Below are 15,969 nucleotides of genomic sequence, written 5' to 3' on the forward strand. Positions count from 1 at the left end.
TATGCGCAGGATTCGCGGAACTGACGGAGGACGCGGTCGGCAGCAGAGAGCGCTGAGACCTGGAGGCCCGTCTACTCGTCGTGGAGCCACGCGCTCGGGTCGATCGCTCGTGCAACGTCCTCACGGGTGAGGGTGCTTTGGTCCGGGGCGTTCGGCGCCAGATTCCAGTACGTGCTCACCAGGCGTCAAGCGGCCTGACGAACTTCGTCCATGCCTGCCGGTGTGTCGTCGAAGCTCGGCCCGTGAGACATCGCGAACAGTTCGACCGCGAGACCTTCGATGTCGGCTTCGCGAGGCGCGGGCTCGTCGGGGAACGCGGACAGCACCGCGCACACGGCAATGTGAGGCAAACGCGGGTTGCGGACGCCGAAGTAGGCCAGGAGGCTCTTTTTGACGGCGAGCTCAACCTCGGCCAAGTTCGGTCGCTTCGCCCGCGTCTCCGCGTCGTGCGCTGAAAGCCAGCGATCGAAGTCGCCCTCGTTCAGCGCTGCCCAGACCTCGCCGGCGGCATGGCGGACCTCGCCCGTGGTCGGGATCGTCCAGTCGCGGCCGGCGCCCTGCACATCCGCGGCCGCGGTGGGCGTTGGAGTGCCGGGCCCTTGGGTCGTCATCGGCCGGCGGCTACCAGTCGGCGGCTGGGTGTCTCTGGGCAGCTATGGGGGCGTTGCAGCAGCTGTCGCGCTTCACTCCGCTCAGCAGACGCGCGTGGCCAGGCTGGCGAGGAGCTTGTCGGCGTCGTCAGCGCAGTTTGCTCGACGCAGTCGGGGCAGCTCTCGAGAACGACAAGGCTGACATCGTGAGCACGCAGGCGCCAGCACGGTGCAGGGCTGCGGCTGCGCTTGGCGATCGAGAGCTCCCGCGGTGACCTGCTGCCGGGCACCGGGCGGAAGTTGGCGTTGGCGCCATGGCCTTGGAGAACAAAGCCCGAGCATCTCACGGGTCGGCGAGCTCGATCTCGGTGTCTGCTACCGCCAGACCCGCGCCTGGACCAGCCCCTGCGTTGCTTCCTTCGGTGCGAGAAGGAGGTCAGGCCCGGGACACCGCCTCGTGCTCGTGCACGGCCGCTGCGAGGTCATCCCGCAACTGTCGCCGGTAGTGGTGGTCGGGCGCAGGGTTCTCGACTTCCCGGACATACGCGCGCGCTGCGGCAATGACAGCCTCAGCGCTCGACTGAACGTCCCGGGCCTTTCGGCGCGGCCAGGGCCTAACCACGAGGACTCAGCGTGAAATGCTCGAGAATACGGTCGGCCGCCTCATGGACGTTGGCAATCCCATCTTGCTCGGAGAATCCAAGCGGGATGAGATTCGCGAGCAGCTCCCGATCTTCCGCCCCAGTCGCCTCTCGCCCCTCGGGAGCACCAGGCGTCCGGGCATACCGCGCGACTTTCGAAGTCCCCAGCATCCGGTTCAGCGGGCCGCAGGGCCTGAGATAGTCGTTCGCTTCTTCGTCGACCTCGCTGAGGCCGATCAGCGCTCCGAAGTCGACTCGCTTGAGCTCGTTGTCGCGCTCGAAGGCGTCAGCGGTTCGCTTCTGTTCGTCGGTGACAGAAAGGAGCGCGTGCATCCGCGCCCGCTCCATCTGGTGCGGGGCTCGTGCTCGCGCGATCTCCACATGGCTCTCGACCCTGTCTTGGGCGAGCGTGCTGAGCCGGATCGCTTCGGCGTGATGGTCGATGGGCTCTGGCATAATCCCCTCCGGGATCGGTGGCGGTGGTGGTGTCGGTCAGCTATGCGGGTGTGCGTCAGCCCTTCGGGATTTCCCGCGGATCGACGCTTCGGAAGATTGCGTCTCCGCCAAGGTACAGCGGAGCTCCTTCTCGAGCGGTCTTCTTTGTGAACTGCTCGTCCTCGAAGTCCTGGTTGATGAGCCGCCGTCGTGCTGTCGAACGTTCCACTCCACCTCGCCCGGCTGCGCCTCGACGAGGTGCGCTGCTGATGCATCGGCTCGGGCGGCGATGATGCCCTTGGTCAGCAGGTCTCGCACAGGCGTAGCGACCGAGAACGATCGGGTTGCTGCCGCGATGCTCTGTCGTTGTCGCAACGCAGGAGTGCGTCGCGAGCTCCTCTGGGGTCTCCTGGCTAGGTACGCTGGTGATGGGTTCGGGCATGGTCGCCTCCGGAGTCGGGGTGGTGCTGCACCTCAGCTTTGGGGGCAACGGGACCGACACCGGCGGGCAGTCGGCGTATCGCGGCGAAGCGTGCCCTCCGGTCAGCCGTCGTCCCCGCGAATGGATCCGTCGAGCAAGTCCCGCGCCCACTCTCGGACCTCTCGCTCCCGCCGGTCACGCTCGGTACGCCGGGCGTCTCCGAAACGCTGGGCGATGAGGTCGATCCCGGCCCGCAGCACATCGACCGGTTGGCCTTCGAACGCGAAGAGCTGGTCGCGGCACTCAGGGGTCAGGTCCCGCCAGACGAGGTAGGTCTCGTCCCGCGGAAGATCGATCCCGTCCAGTTTCGGCGCCGGGAGCGTGAAGTGCTCGCCCGCGAACGTGAACGCTACCGCGGCTCCAGCGCCGATCCCGGTGACAAATCCGAGCACGCGGGCGGCTGCGCTGATCGGGTGCCCCCAGAGCCCTTCTGCGATGAAAGCGAACACGTCGGCGACGATGAAGGCACCGGCGAGGAGGCAGGCAAGACCGACAAAGACTCCCAGCCAATAGCGGCGGCGTCTGATCGGGCGAACTCTCGCGAGTTCTACGGTGAGCTTGGCGAGCGCACTGCCGCGCACAACGACAACGGAGTCGTCGGTGACCCGTTCGGGCTCGCCGCGACCAACCCCCGCTTGTCGTTCGGTGCGGATGCGGATGGCGGTGTCGGAGGCGTTGACGTCGTAGCGGTGGCGTCCGACAAACTCGGTGCGCGTTGGGGTGTGGTTCGGCATTGGTGGACTCCCGGTCGTGGGTCGTGGGTCAATACACCTATGCGGGGCCCGCACGCGAAACCGCCCGACTGGTCCAGTGATCCTGGAAGCCGGGCGGGCGGTCTCGGTGGCGGTGGTCAGGCGGCGAGCTTGGCCTTTTCCTCCTCGGTGACGCGCTTGAGCTCGATCGGGTTGTTGCCCGTCCAGAGGGCGCCGGTGGCGTGGTCGATGACGATGGGTGCTTGCAGGTGGCCGAGCGACTTGAAGTGCTCGCGCTCGTCGTCGGTGAGCATGCGGTACTCGAACGGGACGACGCCGTCGTTCTCGAGCTTGCGCTTAGTAGCGGTGCACTGGACGCACGATGCGGTCGCGAGCACGGTCAGGCGCGGCGCGGACGCTGGGTCGAGCCCAGCGTCTGCGGGCACGTAGTCGGAGACGGACTGGACCTGCAGGTCGCGCTCGAGCACGACAGGCGTGTACGCGCTGAGGTCTGCGGTTGCGGTTCCGGGGACGGTGATCATGGTCACGGGGTGGCCTTTCGGTGGCGGTAGGGGGTTGTTGAGATGTGGGGCGCGGCATCGGCAGTCGTCGAGGGGCCGTGGGTGATCTATGCGCCGTGGCCGCTCGGATGTGGATCCGCGTGCTCGCACTGTGTGCGGCGCTCGCTCGCGGGCACGCCTCAGTCGAAGTCGAGGAGGTGCAAGCCCGAGGTCTCCGGCGGCGGTGGCTTCCGGGTGCCGCTGACGCGTGCGACTCCGGGGGCGCGAACCGGGTTCGGCTGTCGCCGGCTGCCGGCAGAGGTCTCAATAGCGATGAAGAGGACGACCACGAGCGCGGCGACTGCGGCGACGATGAGGGCGGCCGTAACGAGCGCCATCACCTCCGACATCATGTTGGAGCTCCGACGATCGGCAGTTCCCGCTCGGGCGTGGGGTAGTGCACGTCGATGAGGCGAGGGGTGCCGTCCGCGTCGAAGCGCAGCTCCACGCCCCGCGTGTCCAACCCTTTGCCGTCGCCGCGTTCGGACGGAATCCACGCGGTCGCGCGCCAGATGAGCCGCTCGTGCTTGGCCTTGCGGAGCCGACGGTGACTGCGGAGGGTCCCGAGCCCGCCGATGTCGCCGTAGGGCACGGTCGCCCAGTCGGTGACTCTGAACGTGGTGCGCTGGCGTATGGGCGCTTCTATCCAGTAGTCGTCTCCGGGCTCGGCAGGGAGCAGCATCAGCCATAGGTGCAGCGAAACCACGAACAGGGCTCCCCCGACGATCCCGCCGAGAAGCTGCACGCTCGATGCGCCGAAGGGCTTCAGCAAGGGGGCGAGCGCACGCGTGTCCTCCCCCGAGTGGAGGCGAGAACTAGCAACGCCGAGACCGCGACATAGACCAGCGCCACCCCTGCGACCGCCCATGGGAGGAGCTCGGTCATGGGTCACCCCACCGCCTTCCGATCTGGCGGTCGGCTGTGTGCCGTTCGCTCGCCCATCTATGCGGGCAGCAGCGTGCTACGGCTTCGGCGTGCCGAGGTAGGCGGGCTCACCCGGGGTGACGCCGAAGAACAGCGGGTCGCTCGGCGCTTCCTCCCGCGGGAAATAGCCGTTCGCGAGGGTCACACCCCCGAACATGTCCTTGCTGAGCGCGCTCCGGTCGCGGGCCCAGCACTTCGTGTCCGCGGTGACGAGCACGGACACGTTGGCGATGAAAGTGACCACGAGTAGCGAGAAGTCGCCCTGCTAGCGCACGATCACGTCCGTCGACCGCGCAACGACCGGGCCGAGCTCTTGACCTTCCACGCTGTATCCGGTCTCGGATAGGTGTGTTGCGACAACTGCACTCAGCGCAGGCTGAGCCGCGGGGTCGACGGAGGTCGTGCGGGTGAGGGCGAACTTGTACCCCTTGTCGCCGCAGCCGGCGCCAGAAAGCTGCATGCCGTAGGAGGACGGCCCTGCGTGCTAGGGCCCGTCGAAAATGAGCGCCTGAACCTCATTCGTCACGGCGCGGTAGTCGAAGTAGGGGTGCTTCGCCTCGGCGACCAGCGCAGCCCCGGTCGGCGCAGGCTCGGAGCATCCGGAGCGAGAGCAACGCGAGGGCGGCGATCGCAGCTGAGCCCCATACGCGTCTCATCGCTGAGTCCGATCAGCTCCGGCGAAGAGCGACCGCACGCGCACCCAGAGCGGGTCCAGTTCGGAGACGCCCGACACGAGCCGGGCCACCCCGCCCACCTGACCGAGCCCGGACAGTCCGCTGATGACCGCAACCATCGCCGTCGCCGCGGTGAACGAGGTCAGCCCGGCACCTAGGTCACGCACCACGAGCGCGACCCCTGCGACGCTGAACAGCAGCGCGAGCGTCGCGGTGGCGAGCCGAGCGAAGATACGCGGCTCGAAGTTGATCGTCCGCGCCTGCACCCAGCCGCCGGGGCGCCGCTGCCGGCCGGCCCGCAGATACGGCAGCCGCAACCACCAGGCCGCGGCGACGACCAGTCGCCGCCCGGTCCACCACAGCCGCAGCAGCAGGACGATCCCGGCAACCCCGACGAGTGCCGCGACGACGGTCGCGATGAGGTCGACACCGGCCACTGCTCCGCCGAGCATCGCCACAGTGCCGACCAGCCCGACGGCAACGAACGATCCCACCGAGGCGAGGACGAAGGCGAGGACTCCGAGGCCCCATCTGGACCAGCGTTCGAAGTCACGTCTCAGCTCCGCGGCGGCACGGTCGGCATCGGCGGGCGAACCCTCATCGGACTCGGCGGCCGTGACAAGAGGCGCGGAGGTAGATCGGATCACCACGGCATCACGTCCTCACGTCATTGATCAGCTCTTCACCAGCTATGCGGGATCAGCGTCATCGCTCAATCGCGCGCGCTGTGCGTCTCTGCGGCGACGCAGGACCGCGGCCACCGCGAGCAGCGTCCACGCGACGGCGAGCACAGCCCACGCGATCCCGAACAGCACGGAGTCGCTCGCGAACGAGACCGCGCTCAGCACCGCCCAACCAACGGCGATGGTCGCGCTCACCCACGGGTTGATGGACGAGTCCCACCACGCGCGACGCACGCTATTTGACCGTCTTGAACTGGATGAGCTCCCACCCGTCCGGGACCTGCGCCTCGAGCTCAGCGCGGACATCCTCGTACTCGGGTGCTTCCGCCTCGAGCGTGCGTCGTTCGGCGGAGCGGATGATGCCAACGAGTTTCGTCATGACGCGGATCGTATGCGGGCGGAGAAAGACAGGAGCGGAGGCGTGCCGGGCAGCCCGAGGGACGGGGCCGACCAGCCCCGTCGCTCACGATGAACTCCTGAGTCGCCTCCCCGAGGTCCTGCGGGTCAGCAAGACGGGCAAGTCGACCTCTGAGATAGACACAGACGGCGATCGCTTGGTGGGCAAGACGCCGATCGAGCCGGCTATGACGGCGACAGCAAGCCCGGTGCCGAGCCAACCAACATTCCCGAGGGCGCCTGTACGTAGCGGGACCCCGGCCCGACTATGCGCCGCCGCCCACATCCGCCATGATCAGGGCATGACCACGCAGACGACGAAGCTCCGGCACCATCTCCGGAACGCACTCGCCACCCCCTTCGATGCGGACGCCAGCCAGCAAACGCGGACGACATTCGCACTCCTTATCCTGACCGGCGGCCTTATTTCGATCGCCGCGATCGTGGGTCTCTTCTCGTGGCTGTTCGTGGGGCTACCGCAGACAATCGTCACCGGCAGTTTTGGGCAGGTGTGCGTCACCGGAATCGGCCTCGACTGCGCGCGAGCTATCGCCGACGCACGACAGGCCGTTCTGCTGGTCCTGGGTGGATTCCTCGGTATCATCGGCATCGTTTTTTCCTACCTCCGCTGGCGTGCCGAGCGCGACAACACCGACGAGGCAATTGCGGAAGGCACGCGGGCGAAGGACCGACACGTGCGCGAGGGCGAGCAGCTCGAGATCACCCGAATCACCGACGCCCTGAGTTTGCTCGAAAGCGGCGACCGCACGAAGAAGGTGGCGGCAATCAGCCTGCTCACTGACTACGCCATCCACGCGAAAGAAGAACGGAACGCCAAGCTCATCATCAACGTCCTCGAGGACTACGTTCGAAGCAATACTCCCGGCGTCATCGAGTACGGCAACCGCACTCCGCCTGACTCGCCGCCTGTGATCGAGGACTTGCCCGCACTCGCATTGAAGTCGCTGCTTCGAGCCTCATCAGCTCGTGCTGTTCGGGTTGATCTTTCGGAACGAACGCTCATTGGACTGCACGCGCCTGACAGTGTCTGGACGTATGCCAACCTGACTCAGACCCAGTTCATCGACTGCCAACTCTCCCGAGCGCACTTCGGAGGTGAAGAAGCTCGGTACTTCGGATTGGTCTTCGATGACTGCAGGATGTCGCAGGTCAAGTTTTCGGACTGCACCCTCGAGTTTGTTCGCTTCAGGGCCAGCAACGAGAAGGAGGGCGGCCACACCATGCAGATCGACGACGCTCGGTTCGTGAACGCACACTGTCTTGCAGTTGCATTCGACGGCATCAGTGCCGCCGGTGCATCCTTCTCGGGCGGAACGATGCACAATGTCAGCTTCACCCGATCGCGCATCGAGGGCGTCAGTTTCGACCGGTGCAAGCTCGTCAATCTTTCTCTGGCCGAAGCAAAATTCTCACGCGGATCCGTCAACATCACCAACTCGGAGACCATCGTGCTCAAGCTCGGCGACCATCAGCAGGATGTGCAGATCGACGGAGGCCCTGCGCCCCTGATCGGTGAGCACCCGGCTCGTGCCCGCGATAGCGGCAAGTCCCCCGGGCGATAGCCTCACTCCGGCACCGAGCCCACCGAACGAGCCTGCTACTTAAGATCCCTCGGTCGCTGGCGCTCCCTCGGGGCGTTCTGCATCGTCCAGTTGCGTCTTGTTGCTGTTCGCTGTCCGGGCTTCGCCCGTCCCGTCATGTTGCTTCCCGCATCGCCCTCTGTTGCTGCCGCGCGTGGCGCGGCCACCGTCTCTCCGTGGCCCGTCTCTGCACCGTCACCCGTCTGCTCTCCTGCCACCTGCGCTCCCTGTCCGCGTGTACATTCCTGCATTCCTACAAGCCTGCATCCCTACATGCCTGCATTCCTCCATCCGCCGACACCCTGCAGAGTGTTGCGCCATGCATCCCGTCTCGTTGGCTGCGCCGCTCGTTCCTCGCGTCGCGGTCCTGTGGTTGCGCCGTTCTCACCAGTCACCTTCTCGGGTCCCCCAGCGGCGTGACCTGCGGTCCCGCGCTTCGCCGTTTCCGTCGCCCATCCCGAACATCTCTCTGCTCTCCCCCGCCTGCAGTTTCACCCCCTCTGCCGCTGCGTCCTGGATCGTCTCGTCGCGGCTCGTTGCTGGATGCTTCGCGCTGCGTTGCAGCGGGCTCGTTCCTCGCCCGCGGTCCTGTGGCTGGGTTGTGCGAGGAGGTGTCGTTGTTGAGGGTCCCGGGTGTCCACTTCGTGGCCACGCTTCGCCGCATGGGTTAGTGGTCTGAGAGATGTCGTTGTCGAGGTGCTTGGCCTGGGTCCCGCGGGGTGAAATCTGCGACGGAGGTGCCGGTTGTTCCCATCCCCGGCGTGCACCCGCACTGCCCGTCTGATTCGTCGCACTTTCGGTCCGATGCGTGACGTTTCGGGGTGCATGTCCGGATTGAGTCAGCGCCTGCGGCGCGATCCTGTGGCGGCGTCCCAGAAGCAGGCGAAAGAAGCGCGGACGGTGAAACCCCAAACCGACACCGGAATGGCACCGATGAGGGTGGTTGCTACACACGCAGCATGCCGCACACAGTGCACGCAGGACGCCACAGATCGAAGCAGCGGCGGAGAGATGTGCGGGTGGATGGAGCGTGCGAGGTGGATGGTGGAGCGAGCGAGACCAAACACAGCCTCGCGCAGGGCCGAGGAACGAGGGCCAGACCCGAGACACGGCAGCGCAGCAACGTGACGACAGGGACGCCCGAGGAACGAGGGCCAGCCCCGCGGCGACTGAGCGGACGAGGCACCGCCTCGGAAAGCCACGTGGCACCTGAACGCCCGAACGCCGCACTCGAAGACGCGCCAGCGGCTAAGACTGCAAGGCACCCGGGAAGACGCCCCAGCGGCTTACCGGCGCGAGAATCAGAACCCGAAAACTTGCAGGGTTGAGGAGACGAGCGGGGGCTAGGGGCGGATTTCGGGGTTTTTACCGGGGATTATCGGGCATCTTTTGAAGTGCTGATTTTTGAGCTCCGCTTCCGATGTTCTCCGGGCTTTTGAAGCGGACACGCGTTCGTCGGGGGTTCGCGCATAGGACGCACTATGAGTGTGATTTCTGAGGTGTCCACGTACGAGTTGTTCAAGGCCGGCCCGCTGGAGCTGAACGCGCCGACGCTGTTGCAGAAGGCGAAGGCGTTCCAGACACAGGCGCCGGACGGGACGACGCTGATTCTGCTGCGCGATGAGGCCGGCGGCGCGCACTCGTACGTGTCGTTCCCGGCCTCCAAACACGCGTCCGCGTCGATGGCGTTCAAACTCGGGGACGCGGTCGCGGCGAAGGCGGTGTACGTCGAGGAGGGGCTGTCGCTGGCGGACGTGGAGCAGGTGTCGCAGCTGTCCGTGCAGAAGCTCCCGGACGTCGGCCAGTCGACGCAGGCGGGCGCGGAGTTCGGGACCGTCGTGCAGTCCATGGTCGGGTTCCTCGCGGCCGGCGAGTGGGTCGCGATTTCGCTGCGCGCGCCGACGAAATCCGAGCGCAAGAGCAACAAACTGTGGCTCGCACACCGTGGCGTCGCCACGCATCACTCGTTCGAGACGGGAGCGGTCATCGCGTCCATCTACGCGGGCTCGTCAGATGCGATGCGAGCGGGTGATCTGGTGCGCCACCTCACGTCCACGCTGCCCGGCTTCGACGTGATCGCGGACGCACGGCGAGCATCGAAGTTCGACGGATCGCTGCCGTTCGTGGTGGCCGCGCCCGTGGGTGCTGCGACGGCGGTCGGGATGCCGATGCTGCTGAGTAAAGTGCCGACGCTCGGAGCGGAAGTTCCGCAGCTGCTGGACGTCCCGTGGACGGTGCTCGGCGTGGGTGTCGCGGTGGCCGCGATCGCGGTGTTGATCGGTCGTCTCGTCGGCCGGTTGCCGTCGTCGTGGCGGACGCTGCAGCGCCTCCTCGGGCAGGGCTTGGCGCCTGAATCCCCAACGCTCACGGGGACACCGAAACGGCCCGCGAAAGAGACGCGGACACTGACGAGAGACAACGACGGCAATCCCATCGAGAAGATCCGTCCGGAGTTCGCGGGCGAGTATCCCGTGCATCCGCACGCGGCGTTCCTTGGCCCGCATCTGCCGCTCGCGCTCGTCGCCCCGCATGCAGGTTCCGCGTTCTCCGGAGGCGCCACCGGCGACCGCATCGCGCCGGTGGAACTGCGACGCAACATCGGCCCCGTGATCGGCTCCGATCGCGACGGCGCAGTGCATCTGAGCTCGGAGGATGCGTGGGCGGGGATGTTCGTCACCGGGCTCGCCGGATCGGGCAAATCGCGACTCCTCGAAGCGCAATGGGGGTGGTTCCTCTCGAACCGTCTGCAGTCGAAAGTCCGACGAGCGATGATCGCGTTCGACACGAAGGGCGACGGCGTCTCTGCGGCCGCGTATGCACGCTGGGCGGCGAAGTTCAACGCGCCCGTTGAGGCCGTCAACATCGCTGACCGGAACGCGCTCGAGGGCATCGCGTTCTTCCCTGAACCGGGCGGCTTCGTCACCGCGCACGACTACGCCCGCGACATCGTCGACACCCTCAAAGCCGTCTACGGTGTCGACTCCATCGGACCCCGCTCCTCGCCGTCTCTCATCGCCGTGTTCGAAGCCGGCTCGCTGCTGTCGAGGTCGGGCACCGGGACGGTCCCGGAGGTGTTCACGGAGGCCCTCTCTCGCTACCGCGGACGCACTCCGTTCTGGTACGCGAACCTCCTCATCGGCAACGGCGACGACCAGGAAGCGAAAGAGATCGCCGGTCTCATCCAGGACGCAGCTCAACGGCATCCGGAGCACGCGGAACTCGTGTCCGCCGCCGACCATCTCGGGCCGACCTACGGCGGTGGTGTGACCCCGTCGCAGCGCAAGAATCTGTTCGACGCGCCCCGCTCCAAGGTGGAGCCGCTGATGACGCTCGAGCACTGGTGGGCGCGCCCGAACCAGCGCACCTGGGACGAACTGCTCGAGGCCGACGCGAACGTCATCATCGACTTCGGCCCGTCCGCGTCCGGGCACGCGCTCGACGACCGCGCACGCGAGCAGATGGCGGCTCTCGCGATGCACACGATGTGGAAGGCGATCCGCCGCACGTGCATCGGCTGGGGCCTCGAAGACCGCCGCGTCGCCGTGTTCGAAGGCGAAGTCAAACACCTCGCCGCGCACTCCGGAGATGTCCTCTCCTGGTTCCGCAACGACGGCCGCTCCTTCGGCGTTGAACCGTTCTTCGCAACCCAGTTCCCGGAGCAGCTCGAAGACACCGTGCGCAAGACGATGCTCGGCTACGGCACCCGCATCGTGCTCCGCCAGGAAGACGCCAGCGTAATCCGCGACCTCGTCGCATCTCTCGTCATCGACGGATCCTCGTGGGAGCCGGAAGACGTCGCCAACCTGCCGAAGTACACCGCCATCGTAAAGACCACCCTCGACAAGGAAGCCATGCGCGCGTTCACCCTCAAGATCCCCGACTTCGAAGCCATGAGCGTCGCCGAGTTCCGGAGCCTCCACCAGTCCGACATGGGGCTCGCTGCATGAGCGCCATCCCCATCGCCCACATCCCGTCCCGAACGCCCTCGTCGAAGGCGCGAGCCGTCACGCGAACGGACCCGTTCCACGACGGGCTCTGGCAGGTCGGCGCGATCGCCGCGTGGATGTCCGTCGACCAAGCCAAGCGCGCAGAAGCCGCAGGTCTCGGTCGCATCCCGAAGTGGGTGCTCGGCGACTCAGACGAGGCCCTCGGGCGGCTCGAGAAGCGCGGTCAGATGTGGCAGGCGGCGCTCCGGTTGCTCGCGAACGTCAACGCCTATCGGACCCTCACCGTCGAGCAGCTCGCGTTCATCTCCGGCGACAACCGAGCCATGTCGCCGCAGGCGAACCTCGTGCGCGACATGTTCACGCTCGGGCTCGTCGACATCGGCACCTACCAGCGCCCCATGGGAGCCCCGCCCCACGCACACCGAACGAAGCTGATCCGCCCATCCCGGTCGGCGGCGTTCCACGACCTGATCCTGCCGAATATGACGTACCCGGAGTGGGCGACCACCACCGGTGCACACCCCTGGTCAGCATCGTCGAGGTACGACCGGCACAACGTGCTCGTCGCCGAGATCATCGCCCGCGCAGCCGAGTTCCTCCCCATCGGCGCGGTCGTCGGCGAGCGGTTCGCGGACGTCGCCAACCTCGCCTACACGAGCATCGGAGACGAGCCGCCGCGAGGCCTGCAGCGTGCGGCGGATGCGGTCCTCCTCCGCGAGGATGGCGCTCGCATCGCGATTGAGCTCACTGCATCCACGGGAGCGAACTTCACCGACAAGGTCGCGAAGTGGGTGCAGCTGTTCGGAAACCGCAGATGGGACGACACCGGACTGCACGTCGTGTTCGTCGTCGCGAGCAATGTCGGCTCCCCCGAATCGCACCTCACACCAGCGACCGACCTCAGTCGTGTCCGACGCAACATCAGTCGCGCGCTTCGGGACTGGCGAGCACCTGCGCACGATCCGGCGAAGTTCCGAATCTCGGTGGTGCAGTGGCAGGACTGGTTCCCAGGCCCCGGCCTCATCGACTCGTCGTTCCTGACCCTGCGGGTCCAGCGCCCGACTGGGCAGAACGCGGACGACCCGTGGGAGAGCGTCGACCTGCTCGACCCGCGCCAGGTGCCGACGCCCGCGAACGAGGACCTCCCGCGGAGTCTCGACATGCTCGCAGTCCAGCGCTTCCAGCCTTCGTGGCTGGCCGAGGGACGCACACCTCCCAACATCCATGAGATTCGGAAGGCGACGAGTCCGTTCCGGCGCCTGACCGTGAATCAGACGGTCACGAAGACGGGACTGCCGGTCAAGCCGCGCTTCTACCCAGAAGGGATGGGCCCGCCGCAATTGCCGATGCGGCTGCGCACGAAGCTGTCCGGGCACTGATCGCGCATAGGAGGCCACCACGTCCCCACCGATTGGAGCTCGAGCATGGCTGACCAGGATCGACAGCAAGAGACGGAAGAGCAGCTCGGCACCATTCGCGACTTCTTCGCGTCCCCGCCCGGCTGGATCTTCGCGGGAGCTGTCGCGACCGCGGTGTTCATCGGCATCGTCCTAGCTGGCTTCCCGGGCGTGCTCGGCGTCGCGCTTGCCATCGGGATCGGCGTCACCGCGCTCGCTCTCGCGGTGACGATCACGGTCCTCATCTGGCGACGGCGAGGCTGAGCCCGCACTGGCCCCGGCGCCACGAACGACGAAGCCCGCCACCGGTGAGATGCGAATGGCGGGCTTCGTCGTTCAGGGAGGCGGACTACTGATCCGCGGGCTTGCGACGCAGCAGAAGCATCGCGGCGCCAGCAAGCAGTACGAGCGATCCGATGCCGAGCGTCAGCGCACCGCTCCCGTTCACGCCGGCCGTCGCGAGACCACCGGAAGGCGCTGGCGCGTTCGAGGCTGAGGGAACGATCGGAGCAGCGGATGCACTTGAGGCTGGAAGGGCGGTCGCGGCTGGTTCCGAAGAAGTCGTCGTCGGCTCGACGGTGGGCTCAGTCGTCGGCTCGACGGTCGGCTCAGTCGTCGGCTCGACGGTGGGCTCAGTGGTCGGCTCAGTCGTGGGCTCGACGGTGGGCTCAGTCGTCGGCTCGACGGTGGGCTCAGTCGTCGGCTCGACTGTGGGCTCAGTGGTCGGCTCAGTCGTGGGTTCGACGGTGGGCTCAGTCGTCGGCTCGACGGTGGGCTCAGTCGTCGGCTCGACGGTGGGCTCAGTCGTCGGCTCGACGGTGGGCTCAGTCGTCGGCTCGACTGTGGGCTCAGTGGTCGGCTCAGTCGTGGGTTCCAAGGTCGGCTCAACTGTTGGCTGAGTCGTGGGCTCCTCATTTGGAACGCCGACAATCTCTGCTGTTTGACCGGGCGAGGGGTCCTCATCGACATCGAAATCAATAATCGCTTCGTCCCCGAGCGTTCCGACGACGCGAACACTGACAACTCGGTAGTTCCCGGAACCTATGAGGACTGCTTCAACAGCCATTTCTGCCGTCCCAGACTGCAAGTCGTCTTGGATCTGCAATGGTCCTGCGTCGTTCCACGAAACCTCGACGTATCGGTTGTACTCGTCTCTGAGGGTGAACACCACAGCCAAAAGCTCGTTTGGGGAGCGAATCGTCCAGTCGATCTCGAGCACATCTCCGTCTCGGTGTGGTCCTCCTTCCACAGCGTAAGATTCGAGCGTCGCATCTATTGAGGACCCTGGGGCTGTAGTTGGAGTTGAAGGCTCTGTCCCCTTTACGTTGAACGTCTTAATCCCCGCCAGAACACTGCTGTCCTCGACCCCGACAGACCCGTCATTGCTGGCCGTGTCATAGATGCTCACGTGGACCACGCGGTACTTCCCACCCGGCCAAGTTGCACTACTGACCTCCGCCGTCGCCGTTCCACGCTGCAGATCACCATCCCGATCGTTCGAACCTCCATCCGAGCGGACCTGGAACCAACGCCCGGTCGGCCCTTCGACGTAGAAGATCACCGACGAGATCGTTCGCGCCTCCCTGACCTCCCAATCGATCGAGACCGTAGAACCAGCCCCCAGCACAGATCCAGACGACAGAGAAGCCGACACCAGAACCGGAGCCGTCACATCCGCCTCTGTCCCCTTTACATTGAACGTCTTAATCCCCGCCAGAACACTGCTGTCCTCGACCCCGACAGACCCGTCATTGCTGGCCGTGTCATAGATGCTCACGTGGACCACGCGGTACTTCCCACCCGGCCAAGTTGCACTACTGACCTCCGCCGTCGCCGTTCCACGCTGCAGATCACCATCCCGATCGTTCGAACCTCCATCCGAGCGGACCTGGAACCAACGCCCGGTCGGCCCTTCGACGTAGAAGATCACCGACGAGATCGTTCGCGCCTCCCTGACCTCCCAATCGATCGAGACCGTAGAACCAGCCCCCAGCACAGATCCAGACGACAGAGAAGCCGACACCAGAACCGGAGCCGTCACATCCGCATCCGTGGCTGGCGGGGCTGCATACGCACTGGTGGCCACCACCCCTCCGAAGAGGAGCGCGACGAGAAGCGCGCTGATGAGCGCGTAGAGCTTTTTCACTTGTTCTCCGGCGGTGGAGTGGACTGGGGATCTCTCCACGTTATCGGCTGACGTCCAGGTTGACGAGGGTTTGCGGTCGCGTCGAATCCCCGGGTGAGACCCGGAAGAGCATTGCTTCGCTCGTCTCCGCATAGGGAGGCCAGCGGGTACTCTGCCCGACTGGATCGGAGTGAGCCATGGGCAGCGTCTACGGCACGGCCGGCGGCAGCCTCGAGCAAGCCTCGACGGCGTCGTGGGCCGCGAACGAGCGGGTCGCGCAGATCGGAGCCGCCGGTGAGCGCTCCCTCGCTCGCGTCTTGGAGGCGTGGGCGGTCCGCCCGGACGGGCCGGATGTGTTCCACGACGTGACGGTCCCGAACGGGCACGGCGCGAACATCGATCATGTCGTCGTCGGCTCGTCCGAGGTGCTGCTGATCGACGCGAAGGCGTGGCGGCCGGCGTTCTACTGGACGTACGGCGGGGTCACTCGTCGCGGGTTCGAGGCGTTCCCGTTCGGCGATAAGCGCACCCTCCCGAACGCTCTCGCGGCGTACTCGAAGCTCCTGGAGCGGCGCGGCGCGCCAATGCCGTTCTCGGTCCCGCTGGTGGTGACGGTGCCGTCGAACACGCATCCGAAGTCGGCCCCGGTGTTCGCGTACCGGCCGATCGACGCTCGCGCTCGAACGCTCGAGTCGCTTGCTCGATTCCCGCAGCTGGTGCTCCCGAACGGGCAGGCGCCGCATCCGACGGCCGCGGTGTTCGCGACCCTCACCCGCTGAACCCACCCCAGCCCAGCTTCCCTCTTCCTCGTCGTCCGCGAAAG

Annotated in this window: 17 protein-coding genes; 6 read left to right on the forward strand and 11 right to left on the reverse strand. The window is 66.4% G+C overall.

From position 1 onward, the window contains the following. Positions 1-185: 185 nt before the first annotated feature. The 11 genes from C5E06_RS09855 to C5E06_RS19265 form a co-directional block, all read right to left on the reverse strand. On the reverse strand, positions 186-563 hold the full coding sequence (locus C5E06_RS09855; RefSeq protein ID WP_104306761.1) for a hypothetical protein: 378 nt from the start codon (positions 561-563) through the stop codon (positions 186-188). A 641-nt stretch (positions 564-1,204) separates the two neighbouring features. Further along, the gene (locus C5E06_RS09860; protein ID WP_104306762.1) at positions 1,205-1,687 is read right to left on the reverse strand and encodes a hypothetical protein; all 483 of its coding nucleotides are present in this window, start codon (positions 1,685-1,687) and stop codon (positions 1,205-1,207) included. A gap of 522 nt (positions 1,688-2,209) precedes the next feature. Next, positions 2,210-2,881: a hypothetical protein gene (locus C5E06_RS09865; RefSeq protein WP_104306763.1), complete on the reverse strand. Its 672-nt coding sequence runs from the start codon at positions 2,879-2,881 to the stop codon at positions 2,210-2,212. A gap of 116 nt (positions 2,882-2,997) precedes the next feature. After that, positions 2,998-3,387 (reverse strand): hypothetical protein, encoded by a 390-nt coding sequence (locus tag C5E06_RS19495; protein WP_219820198.1) that lies wholly within the window; start codon positions 3,385-3,387, stop codon positions 2,998-3,000. 152 nt (positions 3,388-3,539) lie between these two features. Further along, the gene (locus C5E06_RS09875; protein ID WP_104306764.1) at positions 3,540-3,752 is read right to left on the reverse strand and encodes a hypothetical protein; all 213 of its coding nucleotides are present in this window, start codon (positions 3,750-3,752) and stop codon (positions 3,540-3,542) included. Beyond that, positions 3,749-4,171 carry a hypothetical protein gene (locus C5E06_RS09880; protein WP_104306765.1) on the reverse strand — a complete coding sequence of 141 codons (423 nt, stop codon included), beginning with the start codon at positions 4,169-4,171 and terminating at the stop codon, positions 3,749-3,751. Before C5E06_RS09880 ends, C5E06_RS09875 begins: the two co-directional genes overlap by 4 nt. A 189-nt stretch (positions 4,172-4,360) precedes the next feature. Then, the gene (locus C5E06_RS09885) at positions 4,361-4,567 is read right to left on the reverse strand and encodes a hypothetical protein (protein WP_104306766.1); all 207 of its coding nucleotides are present in this window, start codon (positions 4,565-4,567) and stop codon (positions 4,361-4,363) included. Between the two features lie 21 nt (positions 4,568-4,588). After that, positions 4,589-4,783, reverse strand: a complete 195-nt coding sequence (locus C5E06_RS09890) for a hypothetical protein (RefSeq protein ID WP_104306767.1) — start codon at positions 4,781-4,783, stop codon at positions 4,589-4,591. Between the two features lie 192 nt (positions 4,784-4,975). Continuing rightward, on the reverse strand, positions 4,976-5,647 hold the full coding sequence (locus tag C5E06_RS19260) for a hypothetical protein (RefSeq protein ID WP_181062934.1): 672 nt from the start codon (positions 5,645-5,647) through the stop codon (positions 4,976-4,978). Between the two features lie 39 nt (positions 5,648-5,686). After that, the gene (locus C5E06_RS09900; RefSeq protein ID WP_104306768.1) at positions 5,687-5,914 is read right to left on the reverse strand and encodes a hypothetical protein; all 228 of its coding nucleotides are present in this window, start codon (positions 5,912-5,914) and stop codon (positions 5,687-5,689) included. A 1-nt stretch (position 5,915) separates the two neighbouring features. Further along, complete coding sequence (locus C5E06_RS19265) at positions 5,916-6,059, reverse strand: hypothetical protein (protein WP_181062936.1); 144 nt, start codon at positions 6,057-6,059, stop codon at positions 5,916-5,918. Between the two features lie 319 nt (positions 6,060-6,378). Here C5E06_RS19265 and C5E06_RS09905 point away from each other — a divergent pair, with 319 nt between their 5' ends. The 6 genes from C5E06_RS09905 to C5E06_RS09930 all read left to right on the forward strand — a co-directional run bounded on the left by C5E06_RS09905 (position 6,379) and on the right by C5E06_RS09930 (position 15,925). Continuing rightward, positions 6,379-7,659: a pentapeptide repeat-containing protein gene (locus C5E06_RS09905; RefSeq protein WP_181062937.1), complete on the forward strand. Its 1,281-nt coding sequence runs from the start codon at positions 6,379-6,381 to the stop codon at positions 7,657-7,659. A gap of 1,499 nt (positions 7,660-9,158) precedes the next feature. Next, a complete protein-coding gene (locus C5E06_RS09910) occupies positions 9,159-11,624 on the forward strand; it encodes an ATP-binding protein (RefSeq protein ID WP_146081354.1) in 2,466 nt (821 codons plus the stop codon). Next, positions 11,621-13,003 (forward strand): hypothetical protein, encoded by a 1,383-nt coding sequence (locus C5E06_RS09915; RefSeq protein ID WP_104306771.1) that lies wholly within the window; start codon positions 11,621-11,623, stop codon positions 13,001-13,003. Before C5E06_RS09910 ends, C5E06_RS09915 begins: the two co-directional genes overlap by 4 nt. A 45-nt stretch (positions 13,004-13,048) precedes the next feature. Continuing rightward, a complete protein-coding gene (locus C5E06_RS09920) occupies positions 13,049-13,285 on the forward strand; it encodes a hypothetical protein (RefSeq protein WP_104306772.1) in 237 nt (78 codons plus the stop codon). Between the two features lie 152 nt (positions 13,286-13,437). Next, positions 13,438-13,920 carry a hypothetical protein gene (locus C5E06_RS19795; RefSeq protein ID WP_374953231.1) on the forward strand — a complete coding sequence of 161 codons (483 nt, stop codon included), beginning with the start codon at positions 13,438-13,440 and terminating at the stop codon, positions 13,918-13,920. Positions 13,921-15,343: 1,423 nt separating this feature from the next. Then, complete coding sequence (locus tag C5E06_RS09930; protein WP_104306773.1) at positions 15,344-15,925, forward strand: nuclease-related domain-containing protein; 582 nt, start codon at positions 15,344-15,346, stop codon at positions 15,923-15,925. Positions 15,926-15,969 lie beyond the last annotated feature (44 nt).

It is taken from the genome of Pseudoclavibacter sp. RFBI5 (assembly GCF_002931395.1).
Taxonomy (GTDB): domain Bacteria; phylum Actinomycetota; class Actinomycetes; order Actinomycetales; family Microbacteriaceae; genus Pseudoclavibacter.